We start from the raw sequence: 22,206 nt of genomic DNA, 5'->3' as shown, positions 1-22,206 counted from the left end.
GATCGGTGTGGCCGTCCGCGCCGCGCCGGGCTTACTCTTCGTCCATCAAGCGGACCTTCACCCGCTTGCCCTTGATCTTCCCGGCATTGAGCTTGCGCAGCGCGTCGTGCGCGACGCCGCGCTCGATCGCGACATAGGTCGAGAACTCGGTCACGTTGATCTTGCCGATCTGCTTGCCGTCGAAGCCGGCGTCGCCGGTCAGCGCGCCGAGCACGTCGCCCGGACGGATCTTGTCCTTGCGTCCGCCGAGGATCTGCAACGTTTCCATCGGCGGCAGCAGCACGCTGTCGTCCGCCGGCTTCAGTTCCGCGAGCGGATGCCATTCGACTTCGCGCTTCTGCGCCTGCTCGATCCCGCCGACACGGCCCATCTCGTCCATGCTCGCGAGGCTCAGCGCCCAGCCGTCCTGATCCGCGCGGCCCGTGCGGCCGATGCGGTGCACGTGCACTTCGGGGTCGGGCGTCACGTCGACGTTGATCACCGCTTCGAGTTGCGCGATGTCGAGCCCGCGCGCGGCGACGTCGGTCGCCACCAGCACCGAGCAGCTGCGGTTCGCGAACTGGATCAGCACCTGGTCGCGCTCGCGCTGGTCGAGCTCGCCGTGCAGCGCGAGCGCGTGGAAGCCCTGCGCATGCAGCACGTCGAGCAGGTCGCGGCACTGCTGCTTCGTGTTGCAGAACGCGATCGTGCTCACCGGCCGGAAGTGGTTCAGCAACTGGCCGACCGCGTGCAGCCGCTCGTCCTCGGTCACTTCATAGAAGCGCTGGCGGATCTTGCTGTCGTCGTGGCGTTCCGCGAGCTTGATTTCCTTCGGGTTGCGCAGGAATTGCTGGCTCAGCTTCGCGATGCCGTCCGGATAGGTTGCGGAGAACAGCAGCGTCTGGCGCGTCGTCGGGCACATCCGCGCGACTTTCGCGATGTCGTCGAAGAAGCCCATGTCGAGCATCCGGTCGGCTTCGTCGAGCACCAGCGTGTTCAGCGCGTCGAGCTTCAGGTTGCCGCGCTCGAGGTGATCCATGATGCGGCCCGGCGTGCCGACGACGATGTGCGCGCCATGCTCGAGGCTCTGCGTTTGCGGGCGCATCGGCGTGCCGCCGCACAGCGTCAGCACCTTCACGTTCTCCTCGGCGCGGGCGAGGCGGCGCACTTCCTGCGTGACCTGGTCGGCGAGTTCGCGCGTCGGGCACAGGATCATCGCCTGCACGTCGAAGCGGCGCGTGTCGAGCCGCGCGAGCAGCGCGAGCGAGAACGCGGCGGTCTTGCCGCTGCCCGTCTTCGCCTGCGCGATCAGGTCCTGGCCGGCCAGCGCGACCGGCAGGCTCGCGGCCTGGATCGGCGTCATGTCGACATAGCCGAGCTGCGTGAGGTTCGCGAGCGTGGCGGGCGTCAGCGGCAGCGCGCTGAACGGCGTGGCGGTGGGTTGCGTCAAGACAGGTCTCCGAGGTAGGGGCGGCCTTCCATCTGCTCGTAGACGACCGTGCCTTCGTCGTCTTCGAAGCGTTCGAGGTAGTTGCGCGCGCCGCACAGCGGGCAGCGGAACAGCAGCCCCTGGCCTTCGTCCTTGATGACGACGTCGGATTGCTCCCACTGCGTGCCGCAGCTCTGGTTTCGGCAGGTAAACACGGTCTTTCTCCAGCTGAATTCGGTTGATGGCGCGCCCGGGCGGGCGCGGCAACGGCGGGCGGCGCTCGCGCGGCTCGGGCGCGGGCCGCACCGGCGTCACTTGGATTGCGTCGATGCGGATGATGGATCGGGCGGCGACGGGGTCGCGCGTGCCCGCAATTCTAGCGGAAGCGGGGGGCGGGCAGCCGGCTATCGGCGGCGGACGGCCCGGCCGCGGCACGATCGTCGAGGGTCCGGGCGTACGGCGCACGCCGCGCCATGCGCATCCAAGATGAAAAACGGCCACCCCGTGGGGCGGCCGTGCAGTGCGATGAAACGGGGCCGGATGCGTTACAGCGCCATGTCGGCCGACGCCTTCGCGGGACGCGTCGGGGCCGCGCCGGCGGCCTGCGCCGGCGTCGTCAGGTCGATCTTCGGCGGCGGCGACAGTTGCAGCACGTCGCTCGTGTAGGTCCATTCCTCGACGACCTTCGCCGGGCTGTCGTTCAGCTTCGTGCCGTAGCTCGGCACGATCTGGCGGATCTTCTGCTGCCACTCGGGCGTTGCGACCTTGTCCTTGAACACCTTCTTCATCAGGTTCAGCATGATCGGCGCGGCCGTCGAGGCGCCCGGCGATGCGCCGAGCAGGCCCGCGATGCTGCCGTCCTGCGACGCGACGATCTCGGTGCCGAGCTTCAGCACGCCGCCCTTGACCGGGTCGCGCTTGATGATCTGCACGCGCTGGCCGGCCTGCCACAGGCGCCAGTCTTCCTTCTTCGCGTTCGGGAAGTATTCCTTCAGCGCGTTGAAGCGGTCGTCGTCGGACAGCATCAGCTGGCCGGCGAGGTACTGGACCAGCGGGAATTCGTCGACGCCCACGCGCATCATCGGCGCGACGTTGTGCAGGTTGGTGCTCTTCGCGAGGTCGAAGTACGAGCCGTTCTTCAGGAACTTGGTCGAGAACGTCGCGAACGGCCCGAACAGGATGATCTTCTTGCCGTCGATGATCCGCGTGTCGAGGTGCGGCACCGACATCGGCGGCGAGCCGACCGATGCCTTGCCGTACGCCTTCGCGAGGTGCTGCTTCACGACGTCGGGGTTGTCGGTCACGAGGAACGAGCCGCCGACCGGGAACGCGCCGTAGTCCTTCGCTTCGGGGATGCCCGATGCCTGCAGCAGGTGCAGCGCACCGCCGCCCGCGCCGATGAACACGAACTTCGCGTCGACGGCTTGCGGCGGTTCATCCGAATGCAGCTTGACCCACGACACGTGCCACGTGCCGTCGGCGTTGCGCGTGATCTCGCGCACTTCGCTCGACAGCGACAGCGTGAAGTTCGGCTGCGTCTTCAGGTAGCCGACGAACTGGCGCGTGATCTCGCCGAAGTTCACGTCGGTGCCGATCGGCGTCCACGTCGCCGCGACCTTCTGGTTGCGGTCGCGGCCTTCCATCATCAGCGGGACCCACTGCTTGATCTGGTCGTAGTCTTCCGAATACTGCATCCCGCGGAACAGCGGGCTCGCCTGCAGCGCTTCGTAGCGCTTCTTCAGGAAGCGGACGTTGTCGTCGCCCCACACGAAGCTCATGTGCGGCGTCGAGTTGATGAACGAATGCGGGTTCTTCAGCACGCCCTGCTTGACCTGCCACGCCCAGAACTGGCGCGAGATCTGGAACGACTCGTTGATCTCGATCGCCTTCGAGATGTCGATCTTGCCGTCCGCCTTCTCCGGCGTGTAGTTCAGTTCGGCGAGCGCCGAGTGGCCGGTGCCGGCGTTATTCCAGCCGTTCGAGCTTTCCAGCGCGACGCCGTCGAGGCGCTCGACCATCGTCATCGACCAGTCCGGCTGGAGCTCGTGCAGCCAGACGCCGAGCGTCGAGCTCATGATGCCGCCGCCCACCAGCAGGACGTCGACCTTCTTCGTGTCGGCGGCGTGCGCGGACGATGTCGCGACGCACAGCGCGAGCGCCGACAGTATTACCCGTAACGTTTTGATCACAGCAGATCCCTTTTTCAACTTGGATACATCGGTTTGCCATGCCGCCCGGCGCGCGCTTTCGTTGCGCCGGCACGCGGGTCCGGAGATCCGGATCGCGAATCCGGAATTCCGGATCGGCGTTGCGCGCCGTTGCATTTGCGCACGCGAAGCCGTTCGGCAGGACACCTTCGGATCGGCTTCCCGCGGGCAGGCAATCGCCTGCGTCGCGAGGGTGCGCAACGCGCCCGGGCCCTCGTGGCAAGCCTGAGCGGACGGCGCTTCAGGCTGCATGGAAAGAGGCCGCGCGCGACGCGTTTTTGCGGGGGCGGGGTGGCAAGGGGCGCGTAATATAACCGAACTCGGACAACGTGTCGCAGACGCGGAATACCCCTGTTTTCGTGGGGTTTTTTGCGTGTCCGGGTTTCCGGAATGACAGTGTGCGACGCGGGAAAATCGGCGGGGATCGGCGGGGCGAAATGCGCATGGCGGGCACGTCGTGCACACCGCCGGTACTGCGTCGGGTCGCGGCGTTGCACCGCGGCCCGTTCACATCGGATCACTTCACTTCACATCACTTCGCGCCGCCGTTGCGGCAGAACTGTTCATAGACCTGCGCCGAATTCGCGAAGCCATGCGCTTTCGCGAGTTCCCACGGCCGCTCGCATTGCTGCGTCCGCTCGCACCATGCGTAGCCGGCCGAGCCGATGCAGCCGTGCGCATCGCGATCGCCGCCGACCATCGGCGGGGCCGCTTGCGCGGAGGTATCGGCCGGCGCCGGTGCCGGCGTATCGGCCGGTGCGGACGATTGCGCCGCGCAGGCGCTCAATGCGAATGCGCAGGCGATCGCGGCGGCCAGCGACGCGGAGGGAAGGTAACGTTTCATCAGGTAGCGCTCCATGGGATGACGATCGACAGCGGATGCCCGGATGCGGGCGCTTGAAAACATGCACGGTCACGCGGCCGGCACCGGCACGCGCGACGAGAACTTCACTTCGCGCAACGCGAGGCTCGACTGGATCGACGACACGCCGGCCTGCTTTCTCAGCACGCGCTCGACGAATTCCGCGTACGCGTCGAGGTCGGCTGCGACGACCTGCAGGATGTAGTCGGCCGCGCCGGTGATCTTGTGGCACGACGTGACTTCGTCGTGACGCCGCATCACTTCCTCGAAGTGATCCGAATCCTGGTCCGAATGCATGTTGAACGTGACCTGCACGAACGCGAACACGTTCATCCCGAGTGCGCGCCGGTCGAGGTTCGCCTGGTAGCCGGTGATCACGTGCTCGTCCTCGAGCCGCTTGCGGCGGCGCCAGCACGGCGTGACGCTCAGCGACAGCTTCTCGCCGAGCGTCGCGTTCGACAGCGCGCCGTCTTCCTGCAGCAGGCGGAGCATCGCGCGGTCGACGCCGTCCAGTTCAACTGAAGCGCGATTTTTGCTCATATCCGGTGTTCCGTAGACAGATTTCTCAAAATTGTACGAAACGCAGAGGCGAAAAGCAAAGCTATTGCCTGCTGGCCTCAATAGACTGTTGCTACCCCTTTCCCCCAGTCATCCTGCAACGGTCAACCATGCTCACGGTCTACAGCAGCGATCACCACCTGCATCGCGGCGTCGAACTGAAGGACGGCGCGATCACCGAGTCGTTCGAAAACCCCCTTCGCGCCGAAACGGTGCTCGCGCAGGTCCGCGCAGCCGGCCTCGGCGACGTGATCGCGCCGCGTGCGTTCGACCGTGCGAGCTACGCCGGCGCGCACAGCCGGCGTTACGTCGATTTCCTCGCAGGCGCATGGGACGAATGGACGGCGACCGGCCGCACGTGCCAGGCACTGCCGCTCGTGTGGCCGGTGCGCGCGATGCCGGGCGCGGCGACGCTGCCCGACTTCATCGACGGCAAGCTCGGCTTCTTCGCGATGGATGCCGGCGCGCCGATCAACGCGGGCACGTGGGACGCGGTGAGCGCGAGCGCGAACTCGGCGCTCACCGGCGCCGACCTGCTGTCGGGCGGCGGCGCGCGCGCCGCATTTGCGCTGTGCCGCCCGCCCGGCCACCACGCGGGCCGCGAGTACATGGGCGGCTACTGCTACCTGAACAACGCGGCGATCGCGGCGCAGCACGGCATTGCAAGCGGCGCCGCGCGCGTCGCGGTACTCGACGTCGACTTCCACCACGGCAACGGCACGCAGGACATCTTCTACGCGCGGTCGGACGTGCTGTTCGCATCGCTGCACGGCGAGGCGCCGGTGTCGTACCCGTACTTCTCCGGCTACGCGGACGAGCGCGGCGCGGGCGATGGCGAAGGCTTCAACCTGAACCTGCCGCTGCCGAAGGGCACGCAGTGGGACACCTACTCGGCGGCGCTCGGCCAGGCTGCTGCGGCGATCGCGAAACACGCGCCCGACCTGCTCGTCGTGTCGCTCGGCGTCGACACGTTCGAGCACGACCCGATCAGCCATTTCAAGCTGCGCTCGCCCGACTACCTGCGGATCGGCGAAGCGCTCGCGCGCCTGAACCTGCCGACGCTGTTCGTGATGGAAGGCGGCTACATGGTCGACGAGATCGGCATCAACGCGGTGAACGTATTGCTGGGATTCGAAGGGCGCGCGTGAGCGGGCGGCATGACTTCGACGAAAACGACGGACCTGAACACGAACGAAGTGCGACAAGGAAGGAGACAAGCATGAACCGGCATCACAAGACGGCACTCGCCACCGCGGCCGCACTGACGTGCGCGCTGTCTGCAGGGCCCGCGCACGCGGACGACATCGTGCGCATCGGGCACGTCGCGCCGCTGACCGGCGCGATCGCGCACCTCGGCAAGGACAGCGAGAACGGCGCGCGGCTCGCGGTCGAGGAGATCAATGCGAAGGGGCTCGTGATCGGCGGCAAGAAGGTCACGCTGCAGCTCGACGCGCAGGACGACGCAGGCGATCCGCGCACCGCGACGCAGGTCGCGCAGCGGCTCGTCGACGACAAGGTGGTCGGCGTCGTCGGCCATCACAACTCGGGCACGTCGATTCCGGCGTCGCGCGTGTATCGCGACGGCGGCGTCGTGCAGATCTCGCAGGCCGCGACCAACCCGATGTACACGCAGCAGGGTTTCAAGACGACGTACCGCGTCGTCGCGACCGACGCGCAGCAGGGGCCGGCGCTCGCGATGTACGCAGCGAAGAACATGGGCATCAAGACGGTGGCCGTGGTCGACGATTCGACCGCATACGGGCAGGGCCTCGCGACCGAGTTCGAGAAGGCCGCCAGATCGGCGGGAATGAAGGTCGTGTCGCGCGACGCGACCAACGACAAGGCGATCGACTTCCGCGCGATCCTCACGAAGATCAAGGGCGAGAACCCGGACGCGATCATGTACGGCGGGATGGACGCAACGGGCGGCCCGCTCGCGAAGCAGGCGCGCCAGCTCGGCATGCGCGCGAAGATCCTCGCCGGCGACGGCGTGTGCTCGACCGATTTGCCGAAGCTCGCGGGCCCGGCGTCGGACAACGTCGTGTGTTCCGAAGCCGGCATCGCGCTCGAGAAGATGCCGGGCGGCGCGGCGTTCGCGAAGCGCTACGAGGCGCGTTATCACCAGCCGATGCAGGTGTATGCGCCGTTCTCGTACGACGCCGTGTACATCATCGTCGACGCAATGAAGCGCGCGAATTCGACCGATCCGGCGAAGGTGCTGGCCGCGATGCCGGCCACCGACTATCGCGGCGTGATCGGCGAAACGAGCTTCACGCCGCAGGGCGACCTGAAGCACGGCGCGATCTCGGTGTTTACGTACAAGAGCGGCAAGAAGGCGCTGCTCGATATCGTCAAGATGTAACGCAACGCGGCAAACCGGTATCGCGCATCCACCGCAGGCGCAGACCTCGGGCCGCGATACCGGCGAGCACGTCGTGGACGGCCACTCCTGGCACGAGGCGGGGCTGCCGCAGCCAGTCGAATGCACGCTCGACGATGAGCGACGTCGGCTGGCTGCCGTGCAGCGATCCGGGCGATTGACGGTCGATCCGCGCGCCGCGCGCGATCCCGTTCGTCGGGCGTCGCCGTTACATCCGCTGCGCCTGCGCGCCGTCGGTGCGGCGCGCCGCGTCATGCACGATGTGCAGCTCGCGCGTGCGGATCGGCAGCGCGCAATTCGCGTCGGCGAGCGTCTTGCGCACCTGGCGCGCGAGGCGCCAGCGCATTGCCCAGAACTTGTCGGTATGCGTCCACACGCGCAGGTTCGCGACGGCCGTGCTGTCGTCGAAGCGCATCACCATCACGTCCGGCGCGGGATCCTGCAGCACGTCGGGATCGGCCGCCGCCAGCGCACGCAGCGCGTCGAGCGCGCGATCGATGTCGTCATGCACCGACACTTCCACTTCGAGATCGAGGCGGCGCGTCGGGTTGCGCGTGTAGTTGCGGATCGAGCTGCCCCACAGCGCGCTGTTCGGCACGTATTCGCAAATGCCGTCCGGCTTCGTCAGCCGCGTCATGAACAGCCCGACTTCGTCGACGGTGCCCGCGACGCCCGTGCCGCCGTCGATGTAGTCGCCCACCTTGAACGGCCGCAGCAGCAGAAGCATGATGCCGGCCGCGATGTTCTGCATCGTGCCCTGCAGCGCGAGCCCGATCGCGAGGCCGGCCGCGCCGAGCACCGCGATGAGGCTCGCGGTTTCAATACCGAGCTGCGACAGCGCGCCGACGATCGCGACGATGCGGATGCCCCATACCGCGACGTCGCAGAGGATCGGCCGCAGCGTGTCGTCGACGCGCTCCTTGTTCGAGAGCAGCCGGTTCAGCCAGTTGCCGATGCGTTTCGACAGCCACCAGCCGGCGACGAGCAGCGCCAACGCGCCGCACAGCTTGAGGGAGAGGGTGGACAACGCGTTCCACAGGAACGTCCAGCGTTCCGGGTGAAGGTGATCGAGAAACATGGCGGGATTCCGGAGTTGAAGGCAGCGTGCGCGGCGCGTCGCGCGCCGGCAGCGTTCGACTGTACACGGCGCATGGTGGTTCGCGCGAATGCCTGGCATGGGCGTGCGCCGATTTAATACTGGTACTAAGCGGCGATTACAAAAAATAGGATTGGTCCTATTCAGCCGTTTCGAGCGCGCCGATACACTCGTCTTCATGTTGCCGGATCGCGATGATCGACCTCCGTGATACCCGGTTCCTTCCCGATTTTTCATTGCATTGAACAGCGAGTGACGACGTCATGCGGTTAGACCTGCGTTTCCGTGTCGCACGCGAGCAAGGTCAACCCGCGCCATATGGCGCTCACCGTTTCCCGATGTGCCGCGCCTGGCTGCGCGGTGTCGTCGCGGCAGCTTGCGTGGCCGGCGCTCAGGGCGCGGCAGCGCAGGCGTCTCCCGATGCTGTGTCGCTCGCACCCGTGACGGCGGAAACGGCAGACCTTGCCGACGTGCCTTTTTTCAACGCCGCACGCACGACGTGGGGCGGCTTGCACGCATCGTCGGCAGCGCCGCTCGACGTTGCCTACGCATCGCATGCGTTGAACGTGCCGATCGGCACCGACCGGGATGATCCCGTTGCGCGCTTCGGCGCATGCGTCGCGTATCGCGTGCTGTGCGATACGGCGCGCGGGGCGGTCGAGCGTGGCTACGCGCTGCGGTTCGATTACGGCCTGGCATCGGCATTGCCTGCGCTTGGCGCACCGCCGGCGTTCGCGCGAAGCGCGGTCGACCTGGCATCCGCCGAGCCGTTCACGCTCGTGCAGCCGGATCGCGGCACGCGCGCCGGTGCGATTGCCGGCAGCCTGCATGCGTCGCTGGCGCGTGCCGATCTGCCAGCGGGCGTGGCGGCGCAAGTCGTCCGCGTGCTGGCCGGGCGTATCGATCCGAAACAGCGCGGCGCGGCGGGCGATACCTTCCGCGTGGCCTATGCACCCGACGAAAGCGCAGCGCGGCCGGGCCGCATGCGCGTGACGGCAATCGACATCCGCTTTCGCGGGCAGCACGTCACGGGTGTGTGGTTTGCACCGCAGGCGGGTGCGCCGGGTGCCTACTACGACCGCGACGGCATCCCGCTCGCCGGCTCGCGGTTTGCGATGCCGGTCGCCGCGACGCGCATCAGCTCGCCGTTCGGCGCGCGCGTGCATCCGGTGAGCGGCGCGCGTCACGTGCATTCGGGCGTCGATCTCGCGGCGCCGGCGGGCCGCGCCGTTCATGCGTCGGAGCGCGGCGTCGTGACGTTCATCGGCACCGAGCCGCGCGGCTACGGCAAATACGTGGTGATTCGTCATGACGGCGGCTATGCGTCGTACTACGCGCACCTGTCGGCGTTCGAGCCGGCGCTGCGTACCGGCACGCGGGTCGTGCGCGGTCAGCGTATCGGCGCGGTCGGCAGCACCGGGACGGCCACCGGGCCGCATCTGCATTTCGAGGTGCGCAGGCAGGCTCGCCTGGTCGATCCGATCGGGCTGGTGCACGCCGCCAACGCGGCGAAGCTGAAGGGCGCGCAGCGCGTGGCGTTCAATCGTGTGGCCCGTGACGCACGCACGCAGCTGGCGTCGGCCACGTTGGTGCAACCGGTCGCGATGTCGAAGTCCGGCACATCGCGAGCCGGCTAACCGCGAACGAAATGCGGGCTACTCAAGCAACCTGTTCCACCGGCAACCAGATTTCCAGCACCCCGGCGCCCGTCACCGGATCGTAGTCGCCGCTGTAGCGCTCGAACTCGGGCGCATCCGCCGCCTTGAGCCCCGACGTCGGCAGCCAGCCGTTCCAGATGCTGTAGAAGGTCTGGTGCAGTGTCGAGATGTGCCCCACGTGTTCGAAGACCGCATACCGTTGCGGCGCCAGCTCGACCCAGCGAAACGGCGCGGGCAGCCGGTCACGGCTCGTGACTTCCACGCCCGCGATGTATTCGAAGCTGCCATCGGCATCGGGGTTGCAGCACACGCCGTAGGTCGCGTCGCCGACCTGGCCGGGAAGGGTACCGATGTATGGGGTGAACGTTTGCCACAACGCCGGAATCCCTTCGTTGGTTTCGAACGTATAGCGGTCGCTCATGCCCGCGATCAGCCGCTTTCCGGTGGTTTCGAAACGTGACGGCGTGACGTCGATGATCTTCAGTTCCTTCATGCGTAGCGGCTCCACAAGAGACAACCCGTCGAGAGTACGCCGTGCCCGCAGGTCTTCCGGCGTGATGCCGAAGAGATCGCGGAAGGCGCGCGTGAACGCCTCATGGGAGCCATAGCCGGCATCGAGCGCCACCTGCAGGATGTCCGGCGCGCCTTGGGCCAGTGCATGCGCCGCGCGCGTGAGCCGTCTCGAGCGGACATAGCGCATCACCGGCCAGCCGGTGTTCATCGAGAACAGGCGCGAGAAGCCGAAGCGCGACATGTCGCAGTTCGTGGAAATCCTGTCGAGCGTCAGTTCCCTGTCCAGTTTGGTTTCGATAAACCAGAGTGCTTGTCCAACCGGGTTCATAGCGTGCCAATGAGGGTGTCGGGCGGACTATAGGATATCGGCGGACGGGGCATTTGATCGTTCTTGCGCGCGCAGAAAAAAGGGAGCGGATAAACGGTGCAGCGCGGCGAGTGACTTTGCCGCCGACCTGCGCTACGCTCACAACTCCGATACTCCGAGTCGTAATAGCATGTCGTTCATCAGCACCGGTGTCGAGTATGGCCTGCATTGCCTGCTCTACCTTGCCGACACTTCCACGGGCGTGCGCGACGCAAGCGTGCGCGATCTGGCCGAGATGCAGGGCGTGTCCGTCGACTACGCGGCCAAGCTGTTCACGCGTCTCGCGAAGGCCGGGATCGTCGTGTCCAGCGAAGGCATTCGCGGCGGCTTCACGCTGGCGAAGCCGGCACGCGACATCTCCGTGCAGGATGTCGTCGAAGCGATCGACGGCGACAAGCGGTTGTTCGACTGCCGCGAGGTCCGCAGCCAGTGCGCGGTGTTCGAGGGCGACGCACCGGCATGGGCGACGCGCGGCACCTGTTCGATTCATGCGGTGATGCAGGCGGCCGAACAGGCGATGCGCGAGGAGCTGAAGAAGCAGTCGGTCGCCGATCTCGCCGAACGCGCGTGGTCGAAGGCGCCGGCCGGTTACGGCCCGAAGGTGGTCGGCTGGTTTGCCGATCGCGCGGCAAGCCGCGGCGCTGAGCGCTGATTCGCGTTCGCATGGAACGACAATACGCGGGATGCGTATATTGCACCCCGCGTATCACCGGCACACGCGCGCCGATCAGGCCACGACGATCCGCAACGGATTCGCGGCGGCCAGCGCTTCCGCGCGATCCGCGCGCGGCGGATAGATCCACTCCGAGTTGATCCGGTGCTTGAGCTGCTTCGCTTCGGCTCCCTTCAGTTTGACTTCACGCTCCCAGCCTTCCGTATAGACGGCGCCCCACGGGCCGAGGTCCAGGCACGTCACATATTTCGGCTGGCTGTACGGAATCCGTTCCAGACCGAGCAGATCGGCTGCCACGTTGTGCCCGGCCGAACGGCCGAGGTTCATCGCGTGCTGGCACGACATCATCGTGTGGTTGCCTTCGTCGTCGGTCGCCGCATACGCGACGTCGCCCGTTGCGTAGACGCCCGGCACGCCGTCGACCGCGAGGTTGCGGTCGACGTGCAGGCGGCCCGTCGCGTCGCGGCGGCCCGGAATCTGTTCGGTCAGCGTGCTTGCACGCAGGCCGGCCGTCCAGATCACGGTGTGCGATTCGATCCGTTCGCCGTCGGCCGTCGTGATGCCGGCCGCATCGACCGACGCGACGCCGGCGCCGAGCTTCCACGTCACGCCGAGCGAGCGCAGCGCTTCCTCGATGACGGGCCGCGGGCCCGCGCCCAGGTCGGGGCCGATCGCGTCGTTGCGCTCGACGATCACGACGCGCACGTCGGTTTGCGCGCCGAGCGCGGCGCGCAGGCGGGCCGGCATTTCCGCTGCCGTCTCGATGCCCGTGAATCCGCCGCCGGCCACCACGACGGTATTGCGCGCAGCGGAAGCCGGCTGCTTCGCCAGATCGCGGATATGCGCTTCGAGTTCGACGGCTTCGTCGGTCTGATCGACGCTGAACGTGTGCTCGGCGAGGCCCGGAATCGCCGGGCGGAACAGGCGGCTGCCGGTCGCCAGCACGAGGCGGTCGTAGTCGAGCGTCGACGTTTGCCCGTCGGTGCGCAGCACGTCGGCGGCCTGGCGTGCGACGTCGATATGCTCGACCGTGCCCTGGACGAACGTCACGCCCACTGCGTCGAAGATCTCGCCGAGCGGCGCACGAAAATTCGCCGGGCCTTCTTCATAGAGGCGCGGACGCACGTGCAGGTGCGCATCGGGCGCCACCACGGTGATCTCCACGTCGGTCCGGCCCTGCTCGTCCAGCAGGCGCGCTGCGCTCAGGGCGCTCCACATGCCGGCGAAGCCGGCTCCGATAACAAGAATTCGCTGTGCCACTGTTCCACTCCGGTTGATTGATGCACGAGGTTGGCAGAACACCGACGTTGCCTCCCGCATCGATGCGCTCCATAACTACGATTCTATGAGTCGTAGTTATGGAGCGCAAGTCCTGTGTGCAGGATGACCCGGCGAAAAATCAGGGAGTGACCCGGTGGGAAGTGCGCTGCGAACCCGGTCCGGAGCCGGTCTGCGGGCATGCTCGCGGCGTATTTCTGCGCGACTGGCGAAGGATCGGCTTGGCCTGATGCGGATCCGTCGCCCGCGCCGTAACGATGTCGCCGTCGTTGAACGGGCGACCGTTGCTGCGTCGTAGCGTGAAGCGATGATGAGGCGCGAGCGGAACGAGTCGGCGTCGTGATCCGGCGTCCGGTTTCATGGTCGCCGGCTTTCGCCGACGGTACTCAGCGTCCTGCCGCGAGCGCGATCGGCGAGCGCCTGCCGTTGGCGACGTGATGACGCAGGCGTTCCCGGGCGGTCAGATACAGGTGCCCGGTGGTGGCCGCCAGTTGCTGATCGTGAATCAGCAGGATGCGGCTGACTGCTTCCGGTTCTTGATCGACCAGCCGGCAGGAGGCGCCCCGGTCGACGCGTGCGACACACGCATGAAGCGCGCGTTCCGCGTACCGGTAAGGCGTGACGTTCGTGTCGACCGACGCCGTCTCGCGCAGGAAGAACGTCAGGTAGACGACGCGGACCAGATAGCCGACCTGATCGAGGTTGCCGCCGCCCGACGTTACCGACTCCAGCGCCAGATGATGGGCCAGCGACAGGGTCTGCACGATGTCGGTCGGCAGCGGTTTCAACAGGTGTCGGGTGTCGCTGCGACGACCGACCCATTTCATGATTGCCTTGCCTGCTGGCATGGTTTCCTCGCCCGATCCATTTCCTGGCGATCGCCGGGTGAATCGACACCCGGCGATTGCTTCCCCGTTGACTGCCGCGTGATCAGCCGATCGGCCACTGGAGCACGACGATGCCGTCGTTGTAATCGCTGTCATGGCCGTCTTCCGACACGACGATCCCGAAGTTGACCGTGTACGGCGAGCCGTCCGACTTCTTGCCGTTGATCGGCGCGAGGCGCGCGTCGGTGGCCGACGGCTTGCCGTTCACCGACACTTCGAAGCGGATCTTGCCGTTGCCGGAATTCAGCGTGGCTTCGCGTGTGCCGTCGCGCGTCGTCAGCTTGTGATACGCGGCGGGTTCCTTGCTGTCGCCGATGAACAGCTTGATGTGCTGTTGCTCGGCCGCGTTCGCGAAGAAAATCGCGCGGAAATCGATATTCGGCGGAATCGAAAACTCGCCAGCGCGGTTGGAAGACGTTTGAGAGTCGGCCATGCGTGCCTCCTGAGGAGTGTCGGATAGGGCTGGGTGCCCGTCGCGCAAACGTTTGCAGTTTGAAATGCGACCTCGCGAGCATGCCGAAAAATAAATGAAAAAATATTCGTTCTGGAACGATTATTGTTCGATAAATCAAAAATCAGGGTTAATCGATTGAATGAAATGGTCTTAATGAGGTGAATGCCGCCGTGTTCGGGAAATGATATCGATGCGCGTATCGTTTTATTGAACGATGCGTGGCCGTGCCGGCGGGAGGGGCGGAGGGCAGGAGGGACAATCGGGCTTCGGGGCAGACGCTCGTCGCTCGCATATGGCAGCGGTCTGTTTCAACATCAGCATCTCTGTCGTGGCCGCGCCCACCGGCCACCGTCGAACGCCCGCACCGAAGCCCGATCGCAAGGGGAAGGGGTGCGGCCACCGGCAAAGAGGATTGGACCGACTCACTCCGAACATGAATAGGACCCCACCGGCGCCGCACCCGTGAAGCATATCGACGGGGAAAGCCGCCGCCTATCGGACGGGACTGATTCTGCGCACACAAAAAGCCGCGCGATTCACGCGCCCCCGTTGACAGCCCCGGCCACCCTGTGATTTGATTCCGGCCATGCAAGCCGCCCAGCCCCTCTTCTCGCTACGACTACTAGCCCGTTTCTCCGGGCTGGGTCTGCGGCTGCGCGCTTTCCATCTGCTTCTTTCCTGAAGCGCCAGATTTCCCCCGTATCACCGACCTGGCCCCGGTTATCGACCGGCGCCTGAGTTCGTCTTTTTTCCGTATCGCTCCGCTCCGTCCCGGTCGCTCAACCGCCAAGGCTGTCGTTCGCCGTACTGCTTTGCCGTTGTGCCGTTTCATCGCCGTCACCGCTGCGCGCGCAGCTGGCCTCTCCCACCGAGAGCCGCCGCGCAGCGGTTTCCCGACACACAGACCGAGGACCGAACATCATGATGCTGAAGAACCCCGCGACGAAGTACCGACCGTTTACGCCCGTCAACCTGCCGGACCGTACGTGGCCGTCGCGCACGATCACGCAGGCGCCGATCTGGATGAGCACCGACCTGCGCGACGGCAACCAGGCGCTGTTCGAGCCGATGGACGCCGCGCGCAAGATGCGGATGTTCAAGACGCTGGTCGCGATCGGTTTCAAGGAGATCGAGGTTGCGTTCCCGTCCGCGTCGGAGACCGATTTCAATTTCGTCCGCGAACTGATCGAGGGCGGCCACATCCCCGACGACGTGACGATCGAGGTGCTGACGCAGGCGCGCGACGACCTGATCGAGCGCACCTTCGCATCGCTGCGCGGCGCGAAACGCGCGATCGTGCACCTGTACAACGCGACTGCGCCGGAATTCCGCAAGATCGTGTTCGGGCTCGATCGCGACGGCGTGAAGCAGCTCGCGGTGAACGCGGCCCGCACGATCAAGCGCTGCGCGGATGCGGCGACCGACACGCAGTTCACGCTGCAGTACAGCCCGGAAACCTTTACCGCGACCGAACTCGATTTCGCGAAGGAAGTCTGCGATGCCGTATTCGACGTATGGCAGCCGACGCCCGAGCGCAAGTCGATCGTGAACCTGCCGGCCACCGTCGAAGTCGGCACGCCGAACTTCTACGCGGACCAGATCGAGTGGATGCACCGCAACCTCGCGCGCCGTGATTCGCTGATCCTGTCCGTGCATCCGCACAACGACCGCGGCACCGCGGTCGCGGCGGCCGAGCTGGCGGTGATGGCCGGCGCCGACCGGATCGAGGGCTGCCTGTTCGGCAACGGCGAACGCACGGGCAACGTCGATCTCGTGACGCTCGCGCTGAACCTGTACACGCAGGGCGTCGATCCGGGCCTCGACTTCTCGCAGATCAATGAAGTCGCGCGCACGTCGGAAGAATGCACTCAGTTGCCGATCCACCCGCGCCATCCGTATGTCGGCGACCTCGTGTTCACCGCATTCTCCGGCTCGCACCAGGACGCGATCAAGAAGGGCTTCGCGGTGCAGCGCCCCGACGCCGTATGGGAAATGCCGTACCTGCCGATCGATCCGAGCGATCTCGGCCGCACCTATGATTCGATCATTCGCGTGAACAGCCAGTCGGGCAAGGGCGGCATCGCGTACCTGCTCGAACAGGGCTATGGCGTCGCGCTGCCGCGGCGCCTGCAGGTCGATTTCAGCGCGGCCGTGCAGCGCCTGACCGACGAAAGCGGGCACGAGGTGACGAGCGCGCAGATCTGGTCGCTGTTCCAGCAGGAATACGTCGAAGGCGATGCGCCGCTGCGCTATGTCGGCCACGAGCTGACCGAACGCGACGGCCGCGAGACGATCGTGCTGACCGCCGACGTGCACGGTGAGCGCCGCGTGTTGCGCGGCGAAGGCAATGGCCCGCTCGATGCGCTGATGCATGCACTGCACACGCCGCTGCGGATCCAGCACTACGAGGAACGCGCGCTGTCGCAGGGCGCCGATGCGAAGGCGATCGCGATCGCGGAGATGGCCGGCACGGGCGTGCGCGGTAGTGCATTCGGGGTTGGCGTCGACGCGAACCTGACGACCGCGTCGATTCGTGCGGTGATCAGCGGCGTCAACCGCGCGTATGCCCGTGCGGACGAAGCGGTGCAGGCGACGTTTTTTGGCGCACGGCCCGCGGTGAAGGCCGTCGCGTAAGCGGGGCCGGGGTGGCCGCGCCGGGGCGCTCCGGCGCGGCAGTCTCGTCGGCCGTTTCGTTGCTGCTGCATGACCCGGCAAGGGCGTCGTGCAGCGCTTGCTTCAGTTCCGGACCGTGCCTTGTCCCGCGCACGTGGGGGCCGCGGGGTACGTATCCGCTATCGGACGCGTGATTGACCAACCTTGGGGAAGCCCAGCTTCGGCCGTCAGACTGAAACCGTGATGCCTGCCGAAGTCGAGTGCCCGGCAGGGCGCACGACGATTTCCACCTGCTGCCCAAACGCTACCAACGTGAGCATCAGTTGATCCAGCGAAACGTTCCGGAGCCTGTCGCGCTGCTCCGGGGTGACCACCGGTCGGGCCATTTCCGTGAGCACCGCAGCTTCATCGTCGCTCAGGCCGCGCGACGCCATCAATGCGTTGAGCTTCAGCACGAGCGCGGACTTGGCCGCCAGCTCCCCGACGTCATAGAAATCGAAATCGGCCGGCACGTCGTCGGTATGTGGGTTCGGGGCGTTGCGATTCATTGTGCGTTTTCCGTCATCAGCGAGAGCGGTTGCGGCTGCTGCTCCGTCGTGGGATCGAGATCGGGGAATCGTTCGTTCGCGAAAGAATCGCAGTCGCTTTCGTCGATCGGCGTGATCACCAGCCGCTTGTGCGATACCTCGATGCGCAGGCGCTGCTCGGGAACGAAACCCGCTGCCTCGATCCACCGGCCAGACAGCTTCATCCACAGATGCAACACGGGCGGTGCCATGTCGGTGAGTCGGAGGTGGGGAACGATGCGGCGATGTCGAAGCGACGCCTGTGTGGTGGCGAAACAATCGTGGAAATAAACCGGTGCGCTATGATTCGCGTCAGCCATGGCTAACTCCTGTGTTGAGTTGGTTGCGGTCAGCGGCTCGTGGGTGTTCCTGCACCTGCGGGCCGCGCTCGTTTACACGACGGATTTTTATCGACAAGGCACATCACATGCATGACGTGCTCGATAGTCGCTCATCCTTGCGAAAACGCCCAACCACTGTAGCGTAGTCGCGATTGGGGCGGGTTACGGAAAGATGCGTTTTCCTAACTTTGGCCATTCGGACGATGCACTGCGTGATCGTCTCTTCAACGATGCGCTCGCAATTCATGCGCGGCCGCCGGTAGAGCCAGCAGCACGCAAGACACGCGTGAAAGCGTTGTGCCATCAAGGTTCGGCGCGTCGAGATCAGTCGTTATCGGTACGCGGTCGTGATGTTCGACGCTAGCTCGGTCATCGAGCAGACGGGATACGCCGATCAGTTGCAGAAACTGTGAAAAATTGTCCGCAAACGCGCGTATCGAATTGATTGGCTCGATGCGCGAGCGTTTTTTCGGCAGACGGCTCCTCTGACGCGCGGGCCCGATTCGATCGTGGCCGGTATCGTGTGTCACGCAAATCAAGATTGCCGGGCGAGACATTGCGTTCCAGGCGGGCCGGATCTGTTTTCGACAAGCATTTATCGATATCAGATTTAGTTATATTGATTAGGATATCGATGTATATGGGAATGCGTGTGGTGATACTTGATCATGTGATTTCCGTTCGTGCGAGATGAGTTTGGCTTGGATGATTTAATGTCGTGACAATAAGACAAGTCAGATTTGCAGGTTTTCGTCGCGTATTTCATACGGTTCATCCTGTTTGACGCGGCAACGCATCGAGTCGCGTTTATCGTTCGCCAGTCAGTAGGTGTGGTCAAGAACGAAGAACGATGAACACGGAATGAGAGGAACGAGATGCAAGTGAAGAAACTGCTTTCGGCTGGGGTGACGGCATCGGCAGTCGTGTTGGCCGGATGCGGCGGTGGCGACGGCGGCGCGTCGGACAATAGCCAGACCGTGACGCCCGAGCCGGGTACCACAGCGCCGCCTTCGGCCCAGGCGGCATGCCGACCTGCCGGCAGCTTTACTTATTCGGGCTCCGCATCTCAGATCAAGGCGAGCAACGGCAGATTGGCCGTGGTAGTGGTCCCCAATCTGCCGGTGGCTTATCAAAAGAACAGAAACTTCACGGCGCCGAATGCGCCTGCATCGAGTCAGGTTCAGCAGGCAAGCGGTGCGTTTACGACGCTTGCGTCGTCGGCTGACGCGACTGGCTGCCTCGGGCTCGACCATGGGGCGGTGACCGAGATTCAGAGTGTCGGTGCGGATGTAGCGATCGGTCGCTGGAACCAGGCCATGGACACGGACGGCAATACTTATAGCCGCGGGCAAGGCGTGCACTACGCGGTAGGCACGCCGCTGTCGTTGACTGCAACGAGCGGCACGCTGGCGTGTACACAATTGATTGCAGACGCCGTGTCGACCGACTACGGTGGCCCCGGCGGCACGCTCGGATCGAGTTCGGCCACGCTGGATCTTGCGACGCGCACCCTCAACAACCTGAGCTTGTCGATCAATCTGTCGAATGAGCGCTATACGCTGACGAACGCACAGTCGCCGCTGAATGGCGTGTCGACGGGCGGCGAGTTGTCGGTTCAGTCGGTCGTCGTGGGTCACGATGCGACTCAGCCGTTAGTCGCCGTCGGCTATGCGACCACGTCGTCAAGCACGCAGGGAATGGGCGGGGTGGTGGTCCTTGCGTGCCGTTGATGTGCGTAGGGTGCCGGAGTTCATCACGACTGGGTCCGGTACCTGATCTCGTCTGTCCTGCGCGCGACGATTTGTTCATGCTCCCGCAATCGCCCGCCACTCATGCATGCAGCGCTTCCATCTGTTTGCGCGCATTCTCCAGGCCGGCATCGAATCCGTGCGGCTTCATGTCCAGCCCTTCGGCATAGACGAAGTCCACCTCATTGATACCCATCAGGCCGAGCACGGCGCGCAGGTATGGCGTGACGGCATCCGTCGCCTGGCCGACGTGCACACCGCCGCGCGAGCTGAACACGATCGCACTGACGCCTTCGACGAGGCCCATCGGATAGGTCTCCGTGTAGTGGAACGTCACGCGTGCACGCGCGACGAGGTCGAACCAGTTCTTCAGTTGCGTCGGCACATTGTGGTTGTACATCGGCGCGCCGATCAGCAGCAGGTCGCTGCCCTTGAGTTCGGCGATCAGCTTGTCGGACAACGCGATCGCATGCTGCGCGCGTTCGCCCGCATTCTCCGCGCCGCGCAGCGCGTGAAACAGCTCGCTGTCGAGCACCGGCAGGTCGTCGCTGACGAGGTCACGCACGATTACTTCATCCGTGTGGCCGTTGGCCTGGCGCTGCGCGAGGAACGTGTCGATCAGCGTCCCGGTTTGCGACTGGCTGCCGTTGATGCTGGATTTGAGGGCGAGGATCCGGGCCATGGTGGCGTACTCCGTTGCGAATGGTGAGGATTGGAATCGATCCTATCATTCACTTTTTATCGCCAAAAGCGATAAGATCGACGCATTGTGTAGCGTATTTGTCCTCAATGGCATGCGGAACAACCTGAAAGGCATCGACGTGTTCGTCGCCGCGGTGGAAGCGAGCAGCTTCGCGCAGGCTGCGGAAAAGCTGCACATCACGCGCTCGGCGGTCGGCAAGAGCATCGCGCGCCTGGAGGAGCGGCTGGGTGTCGTGTTGTTTCAGCGCACGACGCGCAGCCAGAGCCTGACCGATGAAGGGTCGTTGTTCTACGAGCATTGCTTGCGTGCGATGGACGAGATCCAGGCGGGTGAGGCGCTGCTCGAAACCGGCAAATGGCAGATGAAAGGGCGCCTGCGCGTGTCGATGCCGACGCTGTTCGGCCATCTGTGCGTTGCGCCGATCCTGATCGAACTGGCGAAGGCGCACCCCGATCTCGAACTGGATCTGTCGTTCAGCGACCGGTCCGTCGATCTGATCGAGGAGCGTTTCGATCTCGCGATCCGGATCGGCACGTTGCCGAACAGCAGCGGGCTGGTCGCGCGTCCGCTGGGCGAGCACCGGATGGCGTTCTGCGCGTCTCCGGCTTACCTGGATCGCTTCGGTGAACCGCGGACCTACGAGGAACTGGCGCAGCACAAGGCGCTGGCCTACACGCGCTTTGGTCAGGTGCATCGCTGGCCCGTCATCGTCGACGGCCAGCGCGTGGAATTGCAGCCCGCCGTCCGGTTGCTGTCGGATGACCTGCGCGCGCTGATGGATGCGGCCGTTGCCGATCTCGGGGTGGCGTGGCTGCCGTACTGGCTGGTGCGCGACGCGCTGCGCAGCGGCGCGTTGCGCGAGTTGCTGGCCGATCGACCGGGCGTGATCTATCCGATCCAGGCCGTGTGGCCATACACGCTGCATCTTCCGCTGAAAGTCCGGGCCGCCGTCGACGCACTGCTGGAACATCTTCCCGCGCGACTGGCGGCGGTCGAAGCGCGGATGTGACGAAGGAGCGTAGCGCCGCGTTCCGCCAGCCGACGAGCGTTACTGCCCGAAGCGTTGCGCGACGGCATCCTTCAGCCGCGCGGCGGTCAGCTCGCCCATGTGCGATTCGACGAGTTCGCCTTTTGCGTTGAAGAACAGCGTGGTCGGCAACCCGCGCGAACCGTATGCATGCATCGTGTGCAGCGACGGATCGAGCAGCACGTGATCGAAGCGCAGGCCCTTTTGTTCGAGGAACGCGCGCACGACCTGCGCGCTTTCGCCCTGGTTGAGCATCAACACGGTGATGCCCGGATGATCGCGCTGTGCCTGTTCGAGGATCGGCATTTCGCGTTGGCACGGCGGGCACCATGTTGCCCACAGGTTCACGACGACCGGCTTGCCGACGAAGCTCGCGGGCAGCACGGGCGTTGCATCGAGCGCCTGGAGTTGCATCGTGGCGAGCGGCGGTGCGCTTTGCTGCAACGTCGCCAGCGTGCCTTGCGCGATACCCCACGCCCCGAGGCCCGCGACGATGCCGGCGAGCACCGGCCGGCGCAGCGCGGGCAAGCGGCGCAGGCGCCAGCCCGCGAACACCAGCGCGACCGCAAGACCGATGCGCCAGTCGAAGCCGCCGTCGCCGAGCGAGACGATCGAGCGCGGCGATGCCGCATAGTCTGGCCACCATTGCGCGACATAGCCGACACGCGCGGCAATCAACCCGAGCAGCAGTACGTCGAGAATCAGGCTCGGCGCGGTCTTGTGATGCCCGTCCGGCGGGCGGCGCTGGATGATACGCGCGACGAGCCACGCCAGCAGCGCGGCGGCAGCTACCGCGACGACGCGGATCGAGAAGGGACCGATGCTCAGCATGAAGTAAGAAGGGTGGAGGGGTGATCGAGCGGGGCA

22 protein-coding genes are annotated in these 22,206 nt (G+C 65.5%); 7 read left to right on the top strand and 15 right to left on the bottom strand.

Features of this window, described 5'->3' with window-relative positions; all coding sequences use genetic code 11:
* Nucleotides 1-31 precede the first annotated feature (31 nt).
* From dbpA to AC5LXK_RS30780, 5 genes are all read right to left on the bottom strand, one after another.
* Nucleotides 32-1,429, bottom strand: coding sequence for an ATP-dependent RNA helicase DbpA (dbpA, locus tag AC5LXK_RS30800; RefSeq protein WP_493392417.1), 1,398 nt, complete (start codon nt 1,427-1,429; stop codon nt 32-34).
* Nucleotides 1,426-1,623: a hypothetical protein gene (locus AC5LXK_RS30795; RefSeq protein WP_124454371.1), complete on the bottom strand. Its 198-nt coding sequence runs from the start codon at nt 1,621-1,623 to the stop codon at nt 1,426-1,428. The genes dbpA and AC5LXK_RS30795 overlap by 4 nt, the downstream gene beginning before the upstream one ends.
* A gap of 330 nt (nt 1,624-1,953) precedes the next feature.
* Entirely contained in the window at nt 1,954-3,597 is a 1,644-nt protein-coding gene (gene mqo / locus AC5LXK_RS30790; RefSeq protein WP_493392415.1) for a malate dehydrogenase (quinone), read from the bottom strand.
* Nucleotides 3,598-4,147: 550 nt separating this feature from the next.
* A complete protein-coding gene (locus tag AC5LXK_RS30785) occupies nt 4,148-4,459 on the bottom strand; it encodes a hypothetical protein (RefSeq protein ID WP_493392413.1) in 312 nt (103 codons plus the stop codon).
* 69 nt (nt 4,460-4,528) lie between these two features.
* Nucleotides 4,529-5,017 carry an Lrp/AsnC family transcriptional regulator gene (locus AC5LXK_RS30780; RefSeq protein WP_493392412.1) on the bottom strand — a complete coding sequence of 163 codons (489 nt, stop codon included), beginning with the start codon at nt 5,015-5,017 and terminating at the stop codon, nt 4,529-4,531.
* Nucleotides 5,018-5,145: 128 nt separating this feature from the next.
* Between AC5LXK_RS30780 and AC5LXK_RS30775 the strand changes: the two genes are divergently transcribed.
* Both AC5LXK_RS30775 and AC5LXK_RS30770 read left to right on the top strand, forming a co-directional pair.
* Nucleotides 5,146-6,183, top strand: coding sequence for a histone deacetylase family protein (locus AC5LXK_RS30775; RefSeq protein ID WP_493392410.1), 1,038 nt, complete (start codon nt 5,146-5,148; stop codon nt 6,181-6,183).
* 71 nt (nt 6,184-6,254) lie between these two features.
* Nucleotides 6,255-7,397: a branched-chain amino acid ABC transporter substrate-binding protein gene (locus tag AC5LXK_RS30770; RefSeq protein WP_493392409.1), complete on the top strand. Its 1,143-nt coding sequence runs from the start codon at nt 6,255-6,257 to the stop codon at nt 7,395-7,397.
* Between the two features lie 226 nt (nt 7,398-7,623).
* On the opposite strand, the gene AC5LXK_RS30765 is transcribed toward AC5LXK_RS30770, so the two are convergent.
* Entirely contained in the window at nt 7,624-8,493 is an 870-nt protein-coding gene (locus AC5LXK_RS30765) for a mechanosensitive ion channel family protein (protein ID WP_493392407.1), read from the bottom strand.
* 281 nt (nt 8,494-8,774) lie between these two features.
* Between AC5LXK_RS30765 and AC5LXK_RS30760 the strand changes: the two genes are divergently transcribed.
* Nucleotides 8,775-10,148, top strand: coding sequence for a M23 family metallopeptidase (locus AC5LXK_RS30760; RefSeq protein ID WP_493392406.1), 1,374 nt, complete (start codon nt 8,775-8,777; stop codon nt 10,146-10,148).
* Between the two features lie 22 nt (nt 10,149-10,170).
* Here the strand turns inward: AC5LXK_RS30760 and AC5LXK_RS30755 are convergent, their stop codons facing one another.
* Entirely contained in the window at nt 10,171-11,010 is an 840-nt protein-coding gene (locus AC5LXK_RS30755; RefSeq protein ID WP_493392405.1) for an AraC family transcriptional regulator, read from the bottom strand.
* A gap of 169 nt (nt 11,011-11,179) precedes the next feature.
* Here AC5LXK_RS30755 and AC5LXK_RS30750 point away from each other — a divergent pair, with 169 nt between their 5' ends.
* Entirely contained in the window at nt 11,180-11,701 is a 522-nt protein-coding gene (locus AC5LXK_RS30750; RefSeq protein WP_493392404.1) for an RrF2 family transcriptional regulator, read from the top strand.
* Between the two features lie 75 nt (nt 11,702-11,776).
* On the opposite strand, the gene AC5LXK_RS30745 is transcribed toward AC5LXK_RS30750, so the two are convergent.
* The 3 genes from AC5LXK_RS30745 to AC5LXK_RS30735 all read right to left on the bottom strand — a co-directional run bounded on the left by AC5LXK_RS30745 (nt 11,777) and on the right by AC5LXK_RS30735 (nt 14,320).
* Nucleotides 11,777-12,982 carry an NAD(P)/FAD-dependent oxidoreductase gene (locus AC5LXK_RS30745; RefSeq protein WP_493392403.1) on the bottom strand — a complete coding sequence of 402 codons (1,206 nt, stop codon included), beginning with the start codon at nt 12,980-12,982 and terminating at the stop codon, nt 11,777-11,779.
* Between the two features lie 404 nt (nt 12,983-13,386).
* Complete coding sequence (locus AC5LXK_RS30740; RefSeq protein WP_493392402.1) at nt 13,387-13,848, bottom strand: hypothetical protein; 462 nt, start codon at nt 13,846-13,848, stop codon at nt 13,387-13,389.
* A gap of 82 nt (nt 13,849-13,930) precedes the next feature.
* Entirely contained in the window at nt 13,931-14,320 is a 390-nt protein-coding gene (locus AC5LXK_RS30735) for a fucose-binding lectin II (protein WP_493392401.1), read from the bottom strand.
* Nucleotides 14,321-15,265: 945 nt separating this feature from the next.
* Between AC5LXK_RS30735 and leuA the strand changes: the two genes are divergently transcribed.
* Nucleotides 15,266-16,975 (top strand): 2-isopropylmalate synthase, encoded by a 1,710-nt coding sequence (leuA, locus tag AC5LXK_RS30730; protein WP_493394089.1) that lies wholly within the window; start codon nt 15,266-15,268, stop codon nt 16,973-16,975.
* A gap of 206 nt (nt 16,976-17,181) precedes the next feature.
* Here leuA and AC5LXK_RS30725 read toward each other — a convergent pair whose 3' ends face one another.
* The 3 genes from AC5LXK_RS30725 to AC5LXK_RS30715 all read right to left on the bottom strand — a co-directional run bounded on the left by AC5LXK_RS30725 (nt 17,182) and on the right by AC5LXK_RS30715 (nt 18,391).
* Nucleotides 17,182-17,502: a helix-turn-helix domain-containing protein gene (locus tag AC5LXK_RS30725; RefSeq protein ID WP_493392400.1), complete on the bottom strand. Its 321-nt coding sequence runs from the start codon at nt 17,500-17,502 to the stop codon at nt 17,182-17,184.
* Nucleotides 17,499-17,840: a SymE family type I addiction module toxin gene (locus AC5LXK_RS30720; RefSeq protein ID WP_493392399.1), complete on the bottom strand. Its 342-nt coding sequence runs from the start codon at nt 17,838-17,840 to the stop codon at nt 17,499-17,501. The genes AC5LXK_RS30725 and AC5LXK_RS30720 overlap by 4 nt, the downstream gene beginning before the upstream one ends.
* Before the next feature lie 245 nt (nt 17,841-18,085).
* Nucleotides 18,086-18,391 (bottom strand): hypothetical protein, encoded by a 306-nt coding sequence (locus AC5LXK_RS30715; protein WP_493392398.1) that lies wholly within the window; start codon nt 18,389-18,391, stop codon nt 18,086-18,088.
* A 345-nt stretch (nt 18,392-18,736) separates the two neighbouring features.
* Here AC5LXK_RS30715 and AC5LXK_RS30710 point away from each other — a divergent pair, with 345 nt between their 5' ends.
* On the top strand, nt 18,737-19,591 hold the full coding sequence (locus AC5LXK_RS30710; RefSeq protein WP_493392397.1) for a hypothetical protein: 855 nt from the start codon (nt 18,737-18,739) through the stop codon (nt 19,589-19,591).
* A gap of 100 nt (nt 19,592-19,691) precedes the next feature.
* On the opposite strand, the gene AC5LXK_RS30705 is transcribed toward AC5LXK_RS30710, so the two are convergent.
* Nucleotides 19,692-20,291 (bottom strand): FMN-dependent NADH-azoreductase, encoded by a 600-nt coding sequence (locus tag AC5LXK_RS30705; RefSeq protein WP_493392396.1) that lies wholly within the window; start codon nt 20,289-20,291, stop codon nt 19,692-19,694.
* On the opposite strand from AC5LXK_RS30705, the gene AC5LXK_RS30700 reads away from it, so the two are divergent.
* Nucleotides 20,290-21,321 (top strand): LysR family transcriptional regulator, encoded by a 1,032-nt coding sequence (locus AC5LXK_RS30700; protein ID WP_493392395.1) that lies wholly within the window; start codon nt 20,290-20,292, stop codon nt 21,319-21,321. The two genes, AC5LXK_RS30705 and AC5LXK_RS30700, sit on opposite strands and share 2 nt — an antisense overlap.
* Before the next feature lie 39 nt (nt 21,322-21,360).
* Here AC5LXK_RS30700 and AC5LXK_RS30695 read toward each other — a convergent pair whose 3' ends face one another.
* Complete coding sequence (locus AC5LXK_RS30695; protein ID WP_493392394.1) at nt 21,361-22,170, bottom strand: TlpA family protein disulfide reductase; 810 nt, start codon at nt 22,168-22,170, stop codon at nt 21,361-21,363.
* Nucleotides 22,171-22,206 lie beyond the last annotated feature (36 nt).

It is taken from the genome of Burkholderia pulmonis (assembly GCF_984667975.1).
The sequence above is the reverse complement of the archived record's forward strand: the minus strand, read 5'-3'. Positions and strand labels throughout refer to the sequence as shown.